This is a genomic window from Alteromonas sp. ABD4_190 (assembly GCF_056160105.1).
Genome location: NZ_JBSWWN010000001.1, coordinates 3202726 through 3219338 on the forward strand (window position 1 = coordinate 3202726; position 16613 = coordinate 3219338).

16 protein-coding genes are annotated in these 16613 nt (G+C 43.4%); 10 read left to right on the forward strand and 6 right to left on the reverse strand.

The window, feature by feature from the left end:
- Positions 1 to 183 precede the first annotated feature (183 nt).
- From ACXAFM_RS13950 to ACXAFM_RS13965, 4 genes are all read left to right on the forward strand, one after another.
- Entirely contained in the window at positions 184 to 2130 is a 1947-nt protein-coding gene (locus ACXAFM_RS13950; RefSeq protein ID WP_474831667.1) for a TolC family outer membrane protein, read from the forward strand.
- A 76-nt stretch (positions 2131 to 2206) separates the two neighbouring features.
- Positions 2207 to 4306: a type I secretion system permease/ATPase gene (locus ACXAFM_RS13955; protein WP_474831665.1), complete on the forward strand. Its 2100-nt coding sequence runs from the start codon at positions 2207 to 2209 to the stop codon at positions 4304 to 4306.
- Positions 4303 to 5670 carry an HlyD family type I secretion periplasmic adaptor subunit gene (locus ACXAFM_RS13960; RefSeq protein WP_474831663.1) on the forward strand — a complete coding sequence of 456 codons (1368 nt, stop codon included), beginning with the start codon at positions 4303 to 4305 and terminating at the stop codon, positions 5668 to 5670. The genes ACXAFM_RS13955 and ACXAFM_RS13960 overlap by 4 nt, the downstream gene beginning before the upstream one ends.
- Positions 5670 to 6266 (forward strand): response regulator transcription factor, encoded by a 597-nt coding sequence (locus ACXAFM_RS13965; protein ID WP_474831660.1) that lies wholly within the window; start codon positions 5670 to 5672, stop codon positions 6264 to 6266. The genes ACXAFM_RS13960 and ACXAFM_RS13965 overlap by 1 nt, the downstream gene beginning before the upstream one ends.
- On the opposite strand, the gene ACXAFM_RS13970 is transcribed toward ACXAFM_RS13965, so the two are convergent.
- The 3 genes from ACXAFM_RS13970 to ACXAFM_RS13980 form a co-directional block, all read right to left on the reverse strand.
- Positions 6241 to 8175, reverse strand: a complete 1935-nt coding sequence (locus ACXAFM_RS13970; protein ID WP_474831658.1) for a bifunctional diguanylate cyclase/phosphodiesterase — start codon at positions 8173 to 8175, stop codon at positions 6241 to 6243. The genes ACXAFM_RS13965 and ACXAFM_RS13970 overlap by 26 nt on opposite strands.
- 6 nt (positions 8176 to 8181) lie before the next feature.
- Positions 8182 to 8862, reverse strand: coding sequence for a transglutaminase-like cysteine peptidase (locus ACXAFM_RS13975; RefSeq protein WP_179982619.1), 681 nt, complete (start codon positions 8860 to 8862; stop codon positions 8182 to 8184).
- A 167-nt stretch (positions 8863 to 9029) separates the two neighbouring features.
- Positions 9030 to 10211, reverse strand: coding sequence for a flagellar assembly protein T N-terminal domain-containing protein (locus tag ACXAFM_RS13980; RefSeq protein WP_474831654.1), 1182 nt, complete (start codon positions 10209 to 10211; stop codon positions 9030 to 9032).
- 295 nt (positions 10212 to 10506) lie between these two features.
- Between ACXAFM_RS13980 and ACXAFM_RS13985 the strand changes: the two genes are divergently transcribed.
- A complete protein-coding gene (locus tag ACXAFM_RS13985; protein WP_474831650.1) occupies positions 10507 to 10992 on the forward strand; it encodes an LPP20 family lipoprotein in 486 nt (161 codons plus the stop codon).
- Positions 10993 to 11118: 126 nt separating this feature from the next.
- Here the strand turns inward: ACXAFM_RS13985 and flgN are convergent, their stop codons facing one another.
- From flgN to flgA, 3 genes are all read right to left on the reverse strand, one after another.
- Positions 11119 to 11550, reverse strand: coding sequence for a flagellar export chaperone FlgN (gene flgN / locus ACXAFM_RS13990; protein ID WP_474831648.1), 432 nt, complete (start codon positions 11548 to 11550; stop codon positions 11119 to 11121).
- 71 nt (positions 11551 to 11621) lie between these two features.
- Positions 11622 to 11951, reverse strand: coding sequence for a flagellar biosynthesis anti-sigma factor FlgM (gene flgM / locus ACXAFM_RS13995; protein WP_474831645.1), 330 nt, complete (start codon positions 11949 to 11951; stop codon positions 11622 to 11624).
- A 103-nt stretch (positions 11952 to 12054) separates the two neighbouring features.
- Positions 12055 to 12750 carry a flagellar basal body P-ring formation chaperone FlgA gene (flgA, locus tag ACXAFM_RS14000; RefSeq protein ID WP_474831642.1) on the reverse strand — a complete coding sequence of 232 codons (696 nt, stop codon included), beginning with the start codon at positions 12748 to 12750 and terminating at the stop codon, positions 12055 to 12057.
- A 293-nt stretch (positions 12751 to 13043) separates the two neighbouring features.
- Here flgA and ACXAFM_RS14005 point away from each other — a divergent pair, with 293 nt between their 5' ends.
- The 5 genes from ACXAFM_RS14005 to flgD all read left to right on the forward strand — a co-directional run bounded on the left by ACXAFM_RS14005 (position 13044) and on the right by flgD (position 16600).
- Positions 13044 to 13973, forward strand: a complete 930-nt coding sequence (locus ACXAFM_RS14005) for a chemotaxis protein CheV (protein WP_474831640.1) — start codon at positions 13044 to 13046, stop codon at positions 13971 to 13973.
- A 15-nt stretch (positions 13974 to 13988) separates the two neighbouring features.
- A complete protein-coding gene (locus tag ACXAFM_RS14010) occupies positions 13989 to 14819 on the forward strand; it encodes a CheR family methyltransferase (protein WP_474831637.1) in 831 nt (276 codons plus the stop codon).
- Between the two features lie 203 nt (positions 14820 to 15022).
- Entirely contained in the window at positions 15023 to 15457 is a 435-nt protein-coding gene (flgB, locus tag ACXAFM_RS14015; protein WP_474808281.1) for a flagellar basal body rod protein FlgB, read from the forward strand.
- 2 nt (positions 15458 to 15459) lie between these two features.
- Positions 15460 to 15882, forward strand: coding sequence for a flagellar basal body rod protein FlgC (gene flgC, locus ACXAFM_RS14020; RefSeq protein WP_118490030.1), 423 nt, complete (start codon positions 15460 to 15462; stop codon positions 15880 to 15882).
- Positions 15883 to 15913: 31 nt separating this feature from the next.
- Positions 15914 to 16600 carry a flagellar hook assembly protein FlgD gene (flgD, locus tag ACXAFM_RS14025; protein ID WP_474831633.1) on the forward strand — a complete coding sequence of 229 codons (687 nt, stop codon included), beginning with the start codon at positions 15914 to 15916 and terminating at the stop codon, positions 16598 to 16600.
- Positions 16601 to 16613: the final 13 nt, after the last annotated feature.

A 16613-nucleotide genomic window follows, 5' to 3' on the forward strand; every position in this document is an offset into this window, starting at 1 on the left:
TACCGGACCGTGGTACGGAGAGTCTTTGTTCTTTGGTATAAGACTAGGTAGTTACCCCTAATTTATTAATAATTAGTCTATTTGTAAGTTGCTAGATTTGCAGAAATACATATGGCGACTATGTTTTAGGGATAAGAGACGAAACAAATGTCGTTTAGATTCTTAAAATTATGAGATGTAAATATGATGTCGATGAAAACAGTGCTGTCCAAGGCTATGCTTGGGTTGTCGGTCGCTTTGCTTGCTGATATTGCCGCAGCGCAGAGCAATGGAAGTAACGATTTGTCGGTTAATTTGGAAGACTATGTACGCAAGGTAGTAAACGAAAATCCGGAAGTACAAGCCAGTTGGCGTCAACTTCAAGTGGCTATGTCAGATGTCGACATCGCGAGAGGCGGTTTTCGCCCACAGGTCGATGTATTGGCGTCGAGCGCGTACACCGATAGAAATTATGGCTTAGAACGAGAATACATGGGCCATACTGCTCAAATCACCCTCACCCAGATGTTATATGACGGTTTTTTAACAAGCAGTGAGGTGAAGCGTTTTAAGCAAGCACAAGTTGTACGGTTTTTTGAACTAATGGGCGAAATTGAGCAGAAGTCATTAGATACCGCCCTTGCTTATATGGATGTTCAGTTGTTTCGAGAGCTTTTGAAGCTTGCTGAAGAAAACCTGATTACTCATGTTGATGTGTTCAAACAAATTGAAGAAAGCGTTGAGGCTGGAGTAGGTCGTAGAGCTGACTTAGAGCAAATTAGCGGTCGTCTTTCCCTTGCCGAGTCTAACGTGCTTACTGAGCTATCGAATTTGCACGATGTTACCGCACGCTTTTTGCGGTTGGTGGGTGAAAAGCCTGCTCAAAACCTACAGTCAGTATCAATAAACTCTGCTTTCGTTGATGCAAACGTCACAGATATACAATCTTTACTTACTAGCGCGTATGGTACTAATCCACAATTTAATGCTGCTATTTATAACATAGATGCGCAGCGTTATGCGGTCGATAGTGCAAAGAGTCTCTACCATCCTCAGGTTAATTTGACCGCAAGTTATGGTGCGCAAACACGAGACCAAGCTGCATTGAATAACACCATTACCGAGGCGAGTGTCGGCGTAAATTTTTCTTATAACTTGTATAACGGTGGGTCGGATAGCGCGGCGATTCGACAAGCATTGTCGCAAGTAGACTTAGCAAAAGATTTACGGGATAAAGCCTGTATCGATATGAGACAAACGGTACAAATTGCTTACAACGACATTATCAATATATCCGAGCAGCTACCTTCACTGAATGCTCACCGCTTATCTTCAGACCGTGTGAAATCTGCCTATATGGACCAATTTACTATAGGAGAACGATCACTACTGGATTTACTCGATTCAGAAAATGAGTACTACGAATCGAGTCGTGCGTACTTAGAAGCCCAGTATACGCTAGAAAAAGCGCGTGTAAGACTGCTTGCAGCATCGGGAAGCTTAGCGCAAACACTAGGCATTACTAAAGAGGGCGTGCCTGATGTACTAAGTAAAGCTGAAGAAAAAATTAGCTACGACCCTAATTATGTATGCCCTGTAATTCGCACGAACTTTGAAGATGAACTGAATATATTAAAGCGCGATTCTGATGGAGACGGCATTGTTGATTTATGGGATGACTGCATAGATTCAACACCTGGCGCTATGGTCGATGACTTTGGCTGTGAAGCGAAAGAGCCTGAATTGGCACCAGAACCAAGTGCTGCAGACTTCACTTTGGACAACGCAAATATAATAGAGTCGTTTAATGTAAACATTGAGTTTGCCTCTAATTCTACCGAGGTTTTACCTGAATATGAGAACTCCCTTCAAGAGGTTATCGATGCGCTTAATAGTGACGCTAATTCTGGTGTCATCATTCACGGCCATGCTTCTTTAGATGGCGATGCGGCATACAACCAGCGCTTGTCTGAACGCAGAGCAAAGGCAGTTGCGTCGTTGCTGATGGCCAAAGCCAATATAGAAGCAAGAAGAATTACTGCGGTTGGTTATGGAGAGAGTCGTCCACTGATTGATGAAGAATCAGATGAAGCGAATGCTCGAAATCGCAGAATTGAAGCGGCTATTATCCAGCTTCCTACTAACGAATAGTGATGTGTAGGCCTATATGAAGGAAAAGAAGGTCGTAGACGACATATCTTATTTGGAGAGACAAGGGGGAGTGTTGATGGATTGTTTAATAACAATCTGTCACGCCCATCATTTAGATGTATCTCGAGTTAGCTTGCTTAGCGGACTGCCTTTAGACCGCGGTGAACTATCGCCTACCGGATTTGAGCGCGCAGCAAAACGAGCGGGGCTCGCCAGTAGAACAGTAAAACGCGAGCTAGACCATATCAACACTGCAATTTTACCCGCCGTTTTAGTGCTAAGTGATAAGCAAGCCTGCGTTCTACATGGGCTTGATAAAACCCATGCCAGAGTTTCATACCCGGAACTCGATGATGCTGTAGTCGAAGTACCAAGAGATGAGCTAAGTGCTAGCTATACAGGGTATGTTATTTTTGCTCGCCCCGAGATGAATGCACAAGAAACCAATGCTCAAATTGATAAGTCATCAGTAGGGCATTGGTTATGGTCATCCATGAGAACGGCAAAAGGTTTGTATCGCGACGTTCTTTTAGCGTCCGTTTTTATCAGTTTGCTTTCTATCGCATTACCCCTGTTCGTAATGAATGTTTACGATAGGGTAGTGCCAAATGCTGCGCTAGAAACCATGTGGGCACTCGCTATTGGCGTTTTACTTGTGCTAGCCGCAGATTTTTTATTGCGCATGCTTAGACAGTATTTTGTAGAGTTGGCGGCGAGTCGATTAGATGTCACGCTATCGGCGAAAATAATGGAAAAAGTGCTGTCTATAAATTTAGCGAGCAAGCCTGCTAAAAGTGGTTCATTTATAAATAGCCTACAGTCTTTTGAAAGTATTCGGCAGTTCTTCGGTTCAGTCACTTTAGTGGCGCTGGTTGATTTACCCTTTGGGCTACTTTTCGTAGTCATTATCGCCATGATTGATTTTTATCTGATCATTCCAATACTCATTGGTGCTACTGCGCTTTTTCTTTATGCGATGAAGGCGCAGCGGGTAATGCGTTCTCTTTCTGAAGAATCGATGGAAATCAGCTCTCGTAAAAGCTCGCTTGTGACTGAAAGCGTAACGTCATTAGAGGACGTTAAAGCGTTTGGTTATCAAAGTAGAAATCAAAGTGCGTGGGAAAAGCAGACGATATTTCTTGCCAAAGTCAACGCCAAACTACGTTTAGTATCAATGTCGGTTAATAACGCTGCGCTCTGGATCCAGCAATCTGTGGGTGTGGTTATTATCCTCACTGGTGTTTACCTCATTATTGAGGGCGTGATAACACAAGGTGGGCTAATAGCCGCTTATTTATTATCAAGCCGAGCTATGGGGCCGGTTTCTCAGGCTGCCGCATTGCTTGCGCAATTCCATCACGCTGAAACCGCAAAGAATGCCCTTGATGACATTATGTCTTTACCAAGTGAAACAGGTAGCAATAAACAGATTAAAAACAATGTCGTGCTAAAAGGGAATATTGACGCTAGCCAGCTTTGCTTCAAGTACCCAGATGAAACCGTACTCGCGTTAAAAGACATTAACTTCTCTATTAAACAAGGGGAACACGTTGCTATTTTGGGTAAAAACGGGTGCGGAAAGTCAACGTTAAACAAGCTTCTTATGGCTTTTTATCGCCCCGAATCGGGACAACTTTTGTTGGATGGGATAGACCTTCAGCAGTATGACCCAACGCTGTTACGTAAACAAATAGGCTATGTACCGCAAGATGTGAGCCTTTTTCACGGCTCATTAAAAGACAATATTTTGCCAGAGGATACACATATTGACGAGGCTGAGTTTTGGGAAGTCATTACCCAATGCGGCTTGGCAAAGCTAGTTAATGGAAGTGCGAGTGGCATAGAGCAAAATGTGGGGGAGCGTGGCTGCTTGCTGTCGGGTGGGCAGCGTCAGGCTGTGGCGATGGCAAGGGCCATAGTGCGAGACCCAGCAATCTATATTATGGATGAACCAACTTCAGCCATGGACTCAACTAATGAAGCACAGATGAAGGAAACGATTAAGGCGGCGACGGCTAGTAAAACTCTTATTATTAATACACACAGAACCACATTACTCGATTTGGTAGAACGGGTCATTGTTGTAGAAAACGGAAAAGTGATTGCCGATGGTAAAAAGGAAGAGGTACTAGTGCAGTTTAGACAACCCAGTCAAGTATTGAAGAGGGCACCATGATTTTGAAAAGTGATGGTGAAAAAAAGGACTGGTTACAGCGGCTAATGCGAGGCTGGCTCGCGCCGCCCCCAGGTCAAGATTGGGTGTTAGAAGCGGAATGGTCGCGCATTATGCAAACGCCGGTAAAAGCCCGTGGCCTGCTCTATGTCGTGCTAATAGTACTGTTTTTGTTAGTGGTGTGGTCTTATTTCGCTGAGATTGACGAAGTGGCTAAAGGTGATGGGAAGGTGATTCCGTCACAGCAGCTGCAGGTGCTTCAGTCATACGATGGCGGGATAGTACAGGAAATCTTAGTACGTGAAGGACAAACCGTTGAAGCGGGGCAGGTGCTGTTGAAAGTTGACCCCACGCGTTTCCTATCCAGTTTAGAAGAAAATACCACGCAATTTGCAGCTCTTGCGGCAAAGGTGCAGCGCTTATCTGCGCTCACCCAGGGCGAGGTGTTGCGGTTTAACCGAGAGCTTCAAGAAGAAGCGCCTACCATCGTTGATAATGAGAGAAAACTCTATAACTCGAATTTAGCTGAGCTTGATGAAATCGCGGCAGGTTCTGACTCTCGCATTTTACAACGCCGACAAGATGTTGAAGAAGAGCGAGCTAATCTATCCCAATATCAAAATGTGCTGACGCTTTCTAAAAAAGAGCTGGCGGTGACTAAGCCATTGTTAGCATCAGGGGCAGTGTCTGAAATCGAAATTCTTCGATTAGAAAGACAAATTGTTGAGCTTGAAGGCAACATTAGCAAATCTAAAGTGGCAATAGAGCGTGGGTTAAATGCTATTGAAGAAGAAATTATTAAGAAGGAAGAAGCTCGCCTCAAGCTAGTTAATCGATGGAATCAAGAATTGACCGATGCGACTGGTGAAATGGCTATGCTACAGCAGTCTCAAACCAGTCTGGAAGATGTAGTATCGCAAGCAGATTTGCGTTCGCCTATCAATGGAACGGTTCAACGGCTACTCATCAACACGGTTGGCGGCGTTATTACACCTGGTAGCGCCGTAGTCGAGCTAGTACCTCAAGATGATCAGCTCATTGTCGAGGCAAAAGTTTCACCAAAGGATATCGCATTTATAAGAGAAGGGCAGCCGGCCATTCTGAAATTTAGTGCATACGACTTTACCATTTATGGCGGAATGACGGCTGAAGTTCAGCACATTAGCGCAGATGCTATCACCAATGAAAAAGATGAAACCTACTACCTTGTAAGGCTAGAAACAAAGCGCAGTATTGCCGATGAGTCTCTAGATATTTTGCCAGGTATGATTGTGCAAGTCGACATTTTGACAGGTAAGAAAACTGTACTTAACTATATTTTATCGCCCTTGTTTAATGTGACAGCCTCTGCGCTGAGGGAGCGTTAATGAGACATTTCATTGCTGAAAAAGACCTACAAGGTGCACTGACTCACTACACTTGGTCCAGTTATAGTAGTGTCACTCAGTTGGAGTGTGATGAGAGCGATTGCGTTTGGGTTTTGACAACTGATGATAGCTGGCGTCAACAGCTAATAGAGGCCAAACAAAAAGTTAACAACCTTGTACTGCTAACTTACAAATATGACCGGACAGAAATGCAAACGGCGTTGATGTTAGGCGCTAGAGCATATTGTCATGCATTAGGAACCCAATCTCTACTATCTTCTGTAGCCCGTGTTATAGAAGCGGGAGGAATGTGGTTGCCCAATGAATTATTAACACAGACCACATCAAATATAGCCGCTAATATGCAAACGAAGCGGGTTCTACCCTCATTGCAAGGGCTCACAAACCGAGAAAAAGATGTATTGAATGGTATTTTGGAAGGGTTAAGTAACAAAGAGATAGCAAGAGAGCATGGTATTACTGAGCGTACCGTTAAAGAATATGTGGGTACGCTCCTTCACAAGTTTGAAGCGAAAGACCGGATAAGTTTATTGCTTCGTATAGGTGAGTTTAGTCATCTAAAAGATGCTCTATAACTTCAATATGCGAGACCACACCGTCTATCCCTAATTCAATAAACAGTTCTTGGTAATCTGAACGCTTTACGCCGTCTGCATAGACCTTTATGCCAAAAGTATGTGCAAGGGAGCAGAAGCCACGTATGAAGGCGTGATTGGCAGGGTTGAAATCGATATCTGCCATAAACGCTGAATCGATTTTTACATAATCTAAACCCATTTCCTGCACGTTCAACAGTTGCGAGAAAGATTCTCCAACTCGCTTCAAGCCCACTTCGCAACCTTTGGCTTTTAGGGTTGTACAAAAATCTCTAAACTCATCAGGGAAGCGAGTCGCGGTAGATTCTCGCACCTCAAAACACAACTGTTTCGCTGCCTTTTCGTTGGTACCGATTTGATAATAAAGTTGAGCAAGAACCTCTGGGTTGAGCATGAACTGCTCAGAACAGAGAAACGCAAATTTTGAGTTTGTTTTAGTGTTATTAATATAGTTGATCAGGCTAGTAATCGTTGTTAGCTCTAATTGGGGTAGAAGCCCGAGATAGCGAGCCCAATGGGTATAATAACCACTTTTTCTTAGTTCACCATCTATTGTAACGCCCGCCCAACTCTGATAGTGAACCAAATTGCGGTCAATATCTAAAACCGGGAAGTTAAAGGTTTCTACACCACATTCGTCAATAGTATTTTGTAACTCTTTTTCCCAGCGTTTTTGCTCTACCAAGCTAATAAATTCTTTAAGGGTCGACTCGATAAAGGGTTCATCCATATCTAGTAGTTCTGCTTCATCAATCATCGCATCTGCACGCATTAGTAAAGCAGAGAAACTATCATCTGGGCGAAGTTTAACAACAGACTGAAATACCTTGGGATCGCCAACTTCGCTGAATGCACTTAGGCAGGCGCCATGAACCGCTTCAGATATAGCTACGGCATCATGGGTTTCAGTAAGCAAAATAGCAAACTCGTTTTTTTGCATTCTAGCAATTCGGCTGTCAGTAAATTGATGATGATGTAACGCAAGGCAATCGTTAATTTCTTCAACAAAATCTTGAATACGCTTTTTTCTGATATTTGCCGGTGAGCGCAAAAAGCCTTTGCCTTCGGTAAATCTGACGAAGAAAAGGCAGTTCACACCTTCAGTGTCTCTAAAAGCTAGCTGCCCTTTTAGAATTGAGATGAAATAATCCCTATTTGCTACACCAGATTCGTCATCAAATTGTGTTTTGTAGCGCATAAGATCAAGGCGCGTATTCTCTTCATCCATGATCTTTCTAGAGTTAGTAGCAAGAAAGTTCATAGCGCGCACTACACGCTTAAGTTCTAATGTACGAGGCTCTTTTAGCTGGATAAATTGCATTTGCTGAAATGATTCAGCTTGGCGCACAACACCGTCTAAAGGCCTGATAATATAGCGCAGTGCCCAGCCCCCTAAAAAGCCTGAAAATATGCCGACCAGTGATAAACCAAAAATAAGTCGTTTAGTGGCGCGCCACATTGATGCAACGGCAAAGCTGGTATCTGTTTCGACATAAACCGTACCGTATTGACCCCAACCTTCGCTTACTTGGGCGATACCGGGTTTGACTATGGGAGAAAAGTTATCTGAAAACCACTTTGGCGTATTTTCGTCCAACTGCACTTCATGAGTGTATTCAGAAACGATTTCACCGTCAGATTTTTGAAGTACAATGGAAGCGTAGTGACCAATGTCAAATTGTGACATTATGAAGAGATCGAGCGAAACAGGGTCTTTATCAAGCCCACTTAGGGTAAGAGCAAGCATACTCGCGTTGTCTAAGTTTTTTGAATATAGCTGTTCTTCTACGTATTGCTTGGTAGTTATTCCATGAATTGTGACACTACCTACAATTGCAACAAGGACGACGACTACAATGGCTAGCCATAATTCTCTTGTTATTGACATAAACTCCTAAGACCTTCTGCTAATCCCCTCCTGCTTCATGCGCTCAATAACATCACGCCACCTTGATAGTCTGCTGGTAGACGAAGAAACTTGTGCAGTTTTACCCGGCTGCCAAATACCCGAATCATTAAAACTGAATACAGGAATTAAGTCCGTCCGTTGAGAACCTGGCAACACATTAGACACTAAGCTATCTAGCACCAAAGGATCCGATGAAGGGGAATCATAGTATCCTAGTACCATATGTGCTTGCGTTACTCGGCTTCTACCAATTTTCGCTTTTACATAAATTAGGCGAAGTTTAGAACTATCGATACCTAAGTGTAGCAGAGCTACGTATTTTGCAATGGCATAATCCTCACAATCTCCGCGAGAATGACCAAAAAGTTCCGAAGGCGTGGCCCAATAGTCTTTTTGTTTGAATACGATATCGTCGGTAGCGTACTGGATATGCTCGTCAAAGAAAGCGTTTACACCGATTAGCTGCTCTTTAACAGCCTTATTTTCAAGGTCGTGAAGTTTAGTTTCTAGCGCACTGACATGTAAGGCTTTGTCAGCTCCAAAATTATTTTTAACTTCCTGTTCGAGCTTTGGAAACTCGATGACATAGTGATCCCTCAGTTGTTGTCCAGCCAGTAGCAAGGCTACTAATGCTAAGCAGTGCGACGCAAACAGAGAAAGGGTCATATTTTTATTATGTAGGTCATACTAAAGTATAAGAGAGAGTACTTATCTCTATCTGAAGTTTAAGTATTAGATACTATACGTAGTTATAGGTATAACACGGGTTTGTTGATATTCCAACCCTGTTTCCCCAACGCCAGTGACTTACATTTGATAAAGTGAAAGCTAATTTACTTCTTAACTACAAAATCGTTTTCCTGAATATTCGCAGTAATTCCCGATGTAGCGTTGACTACCACAGACGAATTGCCATATGCACTATCAACAATAAATGTACCGGGGTAGAGTGTATATTGAAGATATTTTCTACCGCGATTATCGACCACCTCTTTGGCCTGATAAAGGTATAGTTCATCTTTTTCAGATATGCCATTATCTCGCCCAAGAGATATCGAAATTTTGTTGTTCGCAATGTTGATAACGCGACCCGTAACAGGTTGGCAGGCTGTCGCTTCTTTAATATCCTCTATTAATTGGCTGATTGAGCCATCAATCGCCCGACCGTAGCGTGATTGCCAAAAGGATGACGAAAATTCATCAATGTCTTCAAATCTGTCAAACGTCCACTCTTCATTAGCATTGTAAGAGGAACTGAACAATAGGCCGCCGTTTATTCCGTCATAAACTTGTACAGACATTGCAAAAGCACGGTGTGAAGTGTTGCTTCGCCATGGTGTAAACATGGATGCTTCTTTTTGTGTAACGCTTAAATCATCAATAACCCCGACAATAACGAATTGCGTGTTACTTTGATCTGATAGTGTACGTACGTTTTTGTCGGTATAACGGCTATCAAACTTTGCAGTATGGGGAGCAACGTAAGTAATACTGAGATTGTCTGTCTGTTCTTGCATTGCCTTAGCTAAACGCTGCGTAAACGCCTTATCAAAGTGTGGAATATTTCCTTCAGTCAGTTGTGTTCTGTTTCTTATTCTAAAGTGAGTAGTGGCAAAGTGCTTTTGGTCCTGCTGTGCTGAGCATACTTCCCCTCTAGGAAAGATGTCTGCACGTACACTAACTGTGACTACATCACCGTTATAAGTTTCGCTGACGAGCTCTAACTGTTCGACTTCGCCCGTTGAACTAATTGTCATCTCTTCGTTTTTCAGAAGCCCATTAGTTAGTTTGGCTACACTTTGCACTGACGCCCCAGCAAATAACATAGCTTGTTTGAGCGCATCCTGTGTTGCTGCGCGTTTTGCTGCTTCCTTGTTACCGTTCATTACCACAGCCTGTCCAGTGGCTTCATACCAAACGGCATGGGCTTGCCCAGCGATTAGGCTAAGTAGGCAAACAGCGGCCATTGCTCTGCTTAAACATGCCATTAGCGTTGTTTTGCTTGCTTGTCGCACGTGACACCTCTGTGGTTGTTTAGTTATTGCGATTAAATAATGTCGTAATCAATGCGAGACCTACGCGAGTTCTATGCGAAAAAAGTGCCAATTAAAGTGGGAAGCTATCTTTAAAAGCAAACGGGCGCATATATTGCTTATTTCCTTCTAACCAAGGTCTAAAACTGCAAAATGTGTTATGAAAGTTTAGTCGCCTCATAACGCTTTGCTCAAAGGTTATTAGCCTACATAGGTAATGAAAGTAAACAATCAGACGTCACTAAGTCGTTATTAATGCACACAGAGGTTTTAAATTATGTGGTTGAATAGACTAAAAAATTCAAAGCTACTTTTGCGGTCTTCTATGTTTGGCCTGGCAGTTTCTTTGAGTGGATGTGGCATTATCGATAAGCACGTCGAATGGGAAACCGTTGAGCCTGAAACTTACCCTGTTTTAAAGGCGGTTGGTTACGCACCGATTTCATCGCAAAAAGGCGAGTCTGACAGTATGAAGCTAATAATGGCGATGAAAGCGTCAAAATTAGATGCATACCGAGAGTTGACCGAGCAGGTATACGGTCAAAAAATAGAAGGTAGTCAGTCTGTATCACGCCTTGTTGTTGACAGTGAAACGTTACGCGCGTCTGTGGAAGGAGTAATAAGAGGCGCCGAGGTCGTTAAAACCTATCCCGTTGGGAAAGATACTTACGTAACTGAGCTTTCTTTAGATATGCAGCAAGTCTACGATATTTATTTGTCGACTGCTAAGCCGCGCCGAGTGAAAGATGTAAAGTATTACTAGAAGAAAACCCAAAGGAGGGTCGCACCAACAACATCGAAAGAAAGTATATAAAGGTGCGTAATAAGGAAGTGAGATTGCCTGCCGAAGCGATTAGTACTCCGCGACGTTAAAATGCGGCGTAAACGCTTAAGCACTCACTCCGGCACCTAAAGTTCCGCCTTTTGGCTTCCCTTTTTTGTCGTAAGTAAGTGATTCTTTTGCTCGAACTTCCATCATCAAATTCCGCAAGTGTGTGAGGCGTAGCTGTCCTTGCTCTACGGCTTTTTGATTAACCTGTGTTCGATATTTGCAATCTTCAAGAAGCTTCTTTGCCTCAACCATTAATGCTTCATCGTCTTCCGACATCGCATTTTCGTTGTCGATAGCGTCTTCAATCGTTGCATCCAGCGATTGAATAGAACCCAGAAGGGCTGTTTTTTCGTCTAACAAGTTCATCAAAGATTCAGCGTCACGCGAGCTAATAAGCTGCAGTTCTTTTTCAAGCAGCGACGCAAGTGAAGTCATTTGTTCCACTTGACGTGATAATGCTTGTGTTAACTGGCTTACTTGTTCTGTCACTATACTTGTCTCATTGAACGTGTCTGATAAATTCTAACTAGTTATTTGACACCAGATTATTTAGTGCCGAATTATTTAGTACCAAAAATCTCGGATTCTAGCTTCGAGATTTTATTAGCAAGCACTTCAGGATTAACCTTGTACTCACCACTTTGAATCGCTTTTTTAAGACGGTCCACTTTCTCTTGGTTCACAGGTGCTTCAGACCCTTTCTTTTGAACTTGATTCAACTGCTGAGCAGATTGCGTCAATGAAACCGAGTCCTGTCTTGGAGCTGGAGCTGTTTGTGCCGACTGCGCTGAAGCTTGTTGTTGAGATTGTTGCGTCTGATTTTGCTGCGCAACTTTCCCGTTATCAACGGGTGTTTTAGGTAACCCATTGTTTATATTGTTAATTGCCATATTTAGTCCTCACTACTATTTTGCCTCTGTGATATATATCGGCCTCTAGGCTAATATCTTTAGCTAAATTGGAAACAAAACAGTAGATATTTTACGCTCACTTTTATAAGTGTATCACGACTTCTTCAGGGCTTGCGACTCTGGCAATTACGGCCTTCTGGCTACTGGCATTAATCACCTTTATGTTATCGCCAACTACGCCATCTTGCTGCGCTATTCCTGCCGTCTTAACTTCCATTCCTGCAACCTCTGCGGTAATCGTTATTCTATCGCCTTTACATACAAAGCATAGCATATTTGACTGTATAGCTTGACCACCGGTAATACGACGCTTCATTCTAGCTCCAATCAATGAAGCTACATCGGTAAATGCAGTATGCCGTAACCGTCGTACGTCAACTTTTGCCAGGGTTAAATTAGATGACGTTAAAACAGTTCCCGGACTTATTGCGCCTTGAGTGACTACAATTTCCTTGGTGCGCGTTACCTGTCCGCTAGTAAACAAATACCATTCATTGTTCTTACAGCTTACTCTCACTGATATGTAAGATTGGCTAAGTGCTTCCTGCGATGCGTTGTATTGAAAGCCCGTTGGGCAGTCAGGAATATTTATCCTATCGTCTATCTTCACAATGTCGACATCAATGTTAGTATCCTGCGAAGTATCAGTGAGTTGATTTATCAAATACTGCTTGGCACCTTCTTCAACTCGCTGATGGTTAGTCGTTGCCCCATAACATTGTGCGCTAAGTAAACCGAGCACTAAGCTGGTGAACGAGCGATAGAATGTAATCCGCATTTTGTTGTTTATCTTTTCCATCATGACTTTTCGTGTTCAGTTTGCGAGTTATTGACTATGCTTAATAAAATACATGTTTGTGAATATCAGGTTTGGCGGCAAAATAAACTTCAAAGGTTTGCTTAGAAAGCTTCAACAGCGGCTCATCTAGCGGGTTACGCTGAAATGCGTGTGAAGCTTAAATTAACCATAGGCGTCATTTTTCTGTCGTTTGACCTGCAAAAATTTAATGATATTGTCTATCTTTACTATGAGAGGCAATGATCATGCCCAGTATTACTTAGAGGTGACCTATGTCGGGGATTTTAGATTCGGTAAACCAGCGAACACAGCTTGTTGGGCAGAATCGCTTAGAGTTGTTGCTGTTTAGACTGAACGGTCGTCAACGGTTTGGTATTAACGTGTTTAAAGTACGTGAGGTGCTTCAATGTCCGCCGCTTACTGCAATGCCAAAATTAAACCCGTTGGTTCGCGGTGTAGCACACATTCGAGGCCAGACGATTTCGGTTATCGACCTGAGCATGGCTACACGTGGTCGTAAAATTGAAGACCTCTCTAACGCGTTTATCGTAATTGCTGAGTACAACCGTTCTGTCCAAGGCTTTTTGGTAGGCGCTGTTGAACGCATCATTAACACTAACTGGGATGCCATCATGCCGCCGCCGCAGGGTACAGGGCGGGCCAGTTATTTGACTGCAGTCACTGAGGTAGAAAACGAACTCATTGAAATACTCGACGTAGAGAAAATTCTAAACGAGATTTCTCCGCTAAATGCTGAGGTCAGCTCGGATGTCGCTGAAGGACTAACTACTGAAGGGCAAGAGAACAAAATCATCTTTATTGCTGATGACTCGGCAGTAGCGAGAAATCAGGTTAAAAAAGCGCTTACATCGCTTGGTCTTGAAATTGAACTGGCTAAAAATGGCCTTGAAGCACTCAACCGACTTAAAGAAATTGCCGAAGAGTACGGTGATGTGACCAACCGCGTTGGTGTATTAGTCTCGGATATTGAAATGCCGGAAATGGACGGTTATACCCTCACTGCGGAGATAAGAAATACGCCTGAGTTACAAAAGTTACATGTTGTGTTGCATACTTCGTTAAGTGGTGTATTCAACCAAGCTATGGTACAGAAAGTTGGGGCGGATGATTTTATAGCTAAGTTTCACCCCGATGAGCTTGCTGTTGCTGTACAAAAATGGCTCATGGCTGAGTGCGAGTAACGGAGCAAAAAAGGATTGGCTAATAAAGACGTTTCGCCTGCGAGCTACTTCAAGTTCAGAGAGTTTCTAGAAAAGCAATGCGGCATAGTGTTGGGAGAGAATAAACAATATCTCGTCCGTAGTCGTTTGGCTTCGTTGCTTTTTAAGCATAAATACGAGTCTGCAGACGAACTCATTGATGTTGTTGTACGCGGTTTTGATAGAGCTTTGTTACAAAGCGTTATAGACGCGATGACAACTAACGAAACATTATGGTTTCGCGATAATTATCCCTTTGATCTTCTAATAAAAGAATTATTGCCGTCCCTATCAACGAAACATCAGAAGATCCGTATTTGGAGTGCTGCGTGTTCATCTGGACAGGAACCTTATTCCATTGCTATGTCCGTGCTTGAATTTCAGCGTCAACGCCCGGGGGCTCTTAGAGCGGGCGTTGAAATTGTCGCTACTGATTTGTCATCTGAGATGTTGCAAAAGTGCGAAGCTGGCATTTACGACGAGTTGTCTCTTGCCAGAGGGTTATCTCCACAGCGAAGACAAGCTTTTTTCCAACAAAACGAAAAGGGACTTATGCAGGTGAAGCCTGAGGTTCGCCGTATGGTAAGCTTTAGGAGTTTAAACCTGCTTACAAGTTATGCCGCGCTCGGTCGGTTTGATATTGTGTTTTGCCGCAACGTGTTGATTTACTTTTCAGCAGAAGTAAAGCAACGGATCCTGCAACAAATTGCCGGACAACTGCAGCCTAACGGCGTTCTATTTCTTGGCGCATCAGAGTCTATAAGTGCTGCCAGTGATATCTATAGCATGGTGAAGTGCCACCCTGGCCTTTACTACCAAAAAAAATGATCTAACTTATCGGCTTGATAAATAAACTTTTTTGTAACTCAAGCCGACTTACTGACCTTTATACCTTCCGTCAAAAACCCATTGTGGCATCTGCCTTGCTAACTATTCAAACAAACGACAGTAAAACGGCAAAAGTTAAACCCTTATAGTTCCGTTTAGCTTGTCAACACGAAACGTTTTTAAAGTATGTCAGAGGTCATGTTATGGCTATTAACCTAGATAAGCTGGTGGGCTTTCACGAGTCAGCACTGAAGATACGCACAGAGCGTATGGAGGTTATTTCGGGGAATCTAGCTAACGCAAATACCCCTGGTTACAAAGCCAGAGATATTGATTTTAACAAAGCCATGCAGTCGGCAATGAGCGAAGCATCTAGTGGAACCAAACAACATGCTTCTTCCGGATTGGTAAGGACAAATGAACGCCACCTAGGCGGCAACTCTTCGTCTGTTGCGGCAAATTTTGACATGCAGTACCGCGTACCCACCCAACCGGATACCGGCGACGGTAATACGGTAGAAGTCCAAGCGGAAAGAAACCGGTTTTTAGACAATGGATTGCGCTACCAAGCAAGCCTTGAATTTTTAAATGGAAAAATTAAAGGCATGAAAAAAGCACTTAGCTCAGGAGGTCAATAGTCATGAGTTTATTTAACGTAATGCAAATTTCGAGTACGGGTATGGAGGCGGAAAATGTTCGCCTTAATACCACGGCGAGTAATATTGCTAATGCAAACTCGGTAAGCAGCAGCTATGACGAAACCTACCGAGCTCGCCACCCTGTTTTTGCCACGGCATTACAAGACGCTATGCGAGATCAGTCGAAGGGCGCAGGTGTTCAGGTTAAGGGCATAGTGGAAAGTGATGCTCCACTTCAGGTGGAATATGCGCCTAATAACCCAATGGCAGACGAAGAGGGCTATATCTACAAACCTAACGTCAATATTGTAGAAGAAATGGCGAATATGATGTCTGCGTCTAAAGCGTATGAAACAAACGTACAGGTAGCGGATACCACCAAACGAATCTTCCGCCGCGTACTTCAGTTAGGTCAAGGGCAGTAATTTGCCGCTTGAATAATGTGAGGATTAATCAGTGAACACCATAAATAACACCGGCTTAAATACGGACCTGTACTGGCAGGAAGAAACTGTAAAAGTTGCCGATGGTACCGAGCAGCAGCTAACCCAAGAAGATTTCTTTTCGATGTTGACGGAACAGCTTGCCAATCAGGATCCTACGGCACCGGTTGATAACGATCAGATGGTGGCCCAGATGACGTCATTTACGATGGCTGACGGCATCTCCCAGCTTAACGAGAAATTCGAATCGTTTGCGGCTTCAATGACATCTAATCAAGCACTGCAGGCATCGAGTCTCATCGGACAGAACGTGCTAGTTCAAGGTAATGTCGGTTATATGGCGAACGAAGGTGAAGGGCTCTCTGGCGTCATCGTAAACGAGAAAACTGTTCAAAACATGACGATTAGCATTGAGAACCAGTTCGGTGAGGTTATTAAAACCATTGATGCAGGAACACAAAGTGCCGGCAACATTGAGTTTGAGTGGGATGGCAAAGATAAACATGGAAACCAGATGGCACCCGGTGAATATGTTATCAGTGCCACTGGCGAACTAAACGGCGAAGGCGTTCAGCTTAACACTGCCGTTAATCGTCATGTTGGAAGTGTCAGCTTGGCCGGTAGTGGTCAGGGCGTAATTTTGAATTTGGATGGTGATGTCAGTATCAATCTTGATGACGTCATTCAAATCGGCAGTTAGTAGGAGAATCAAT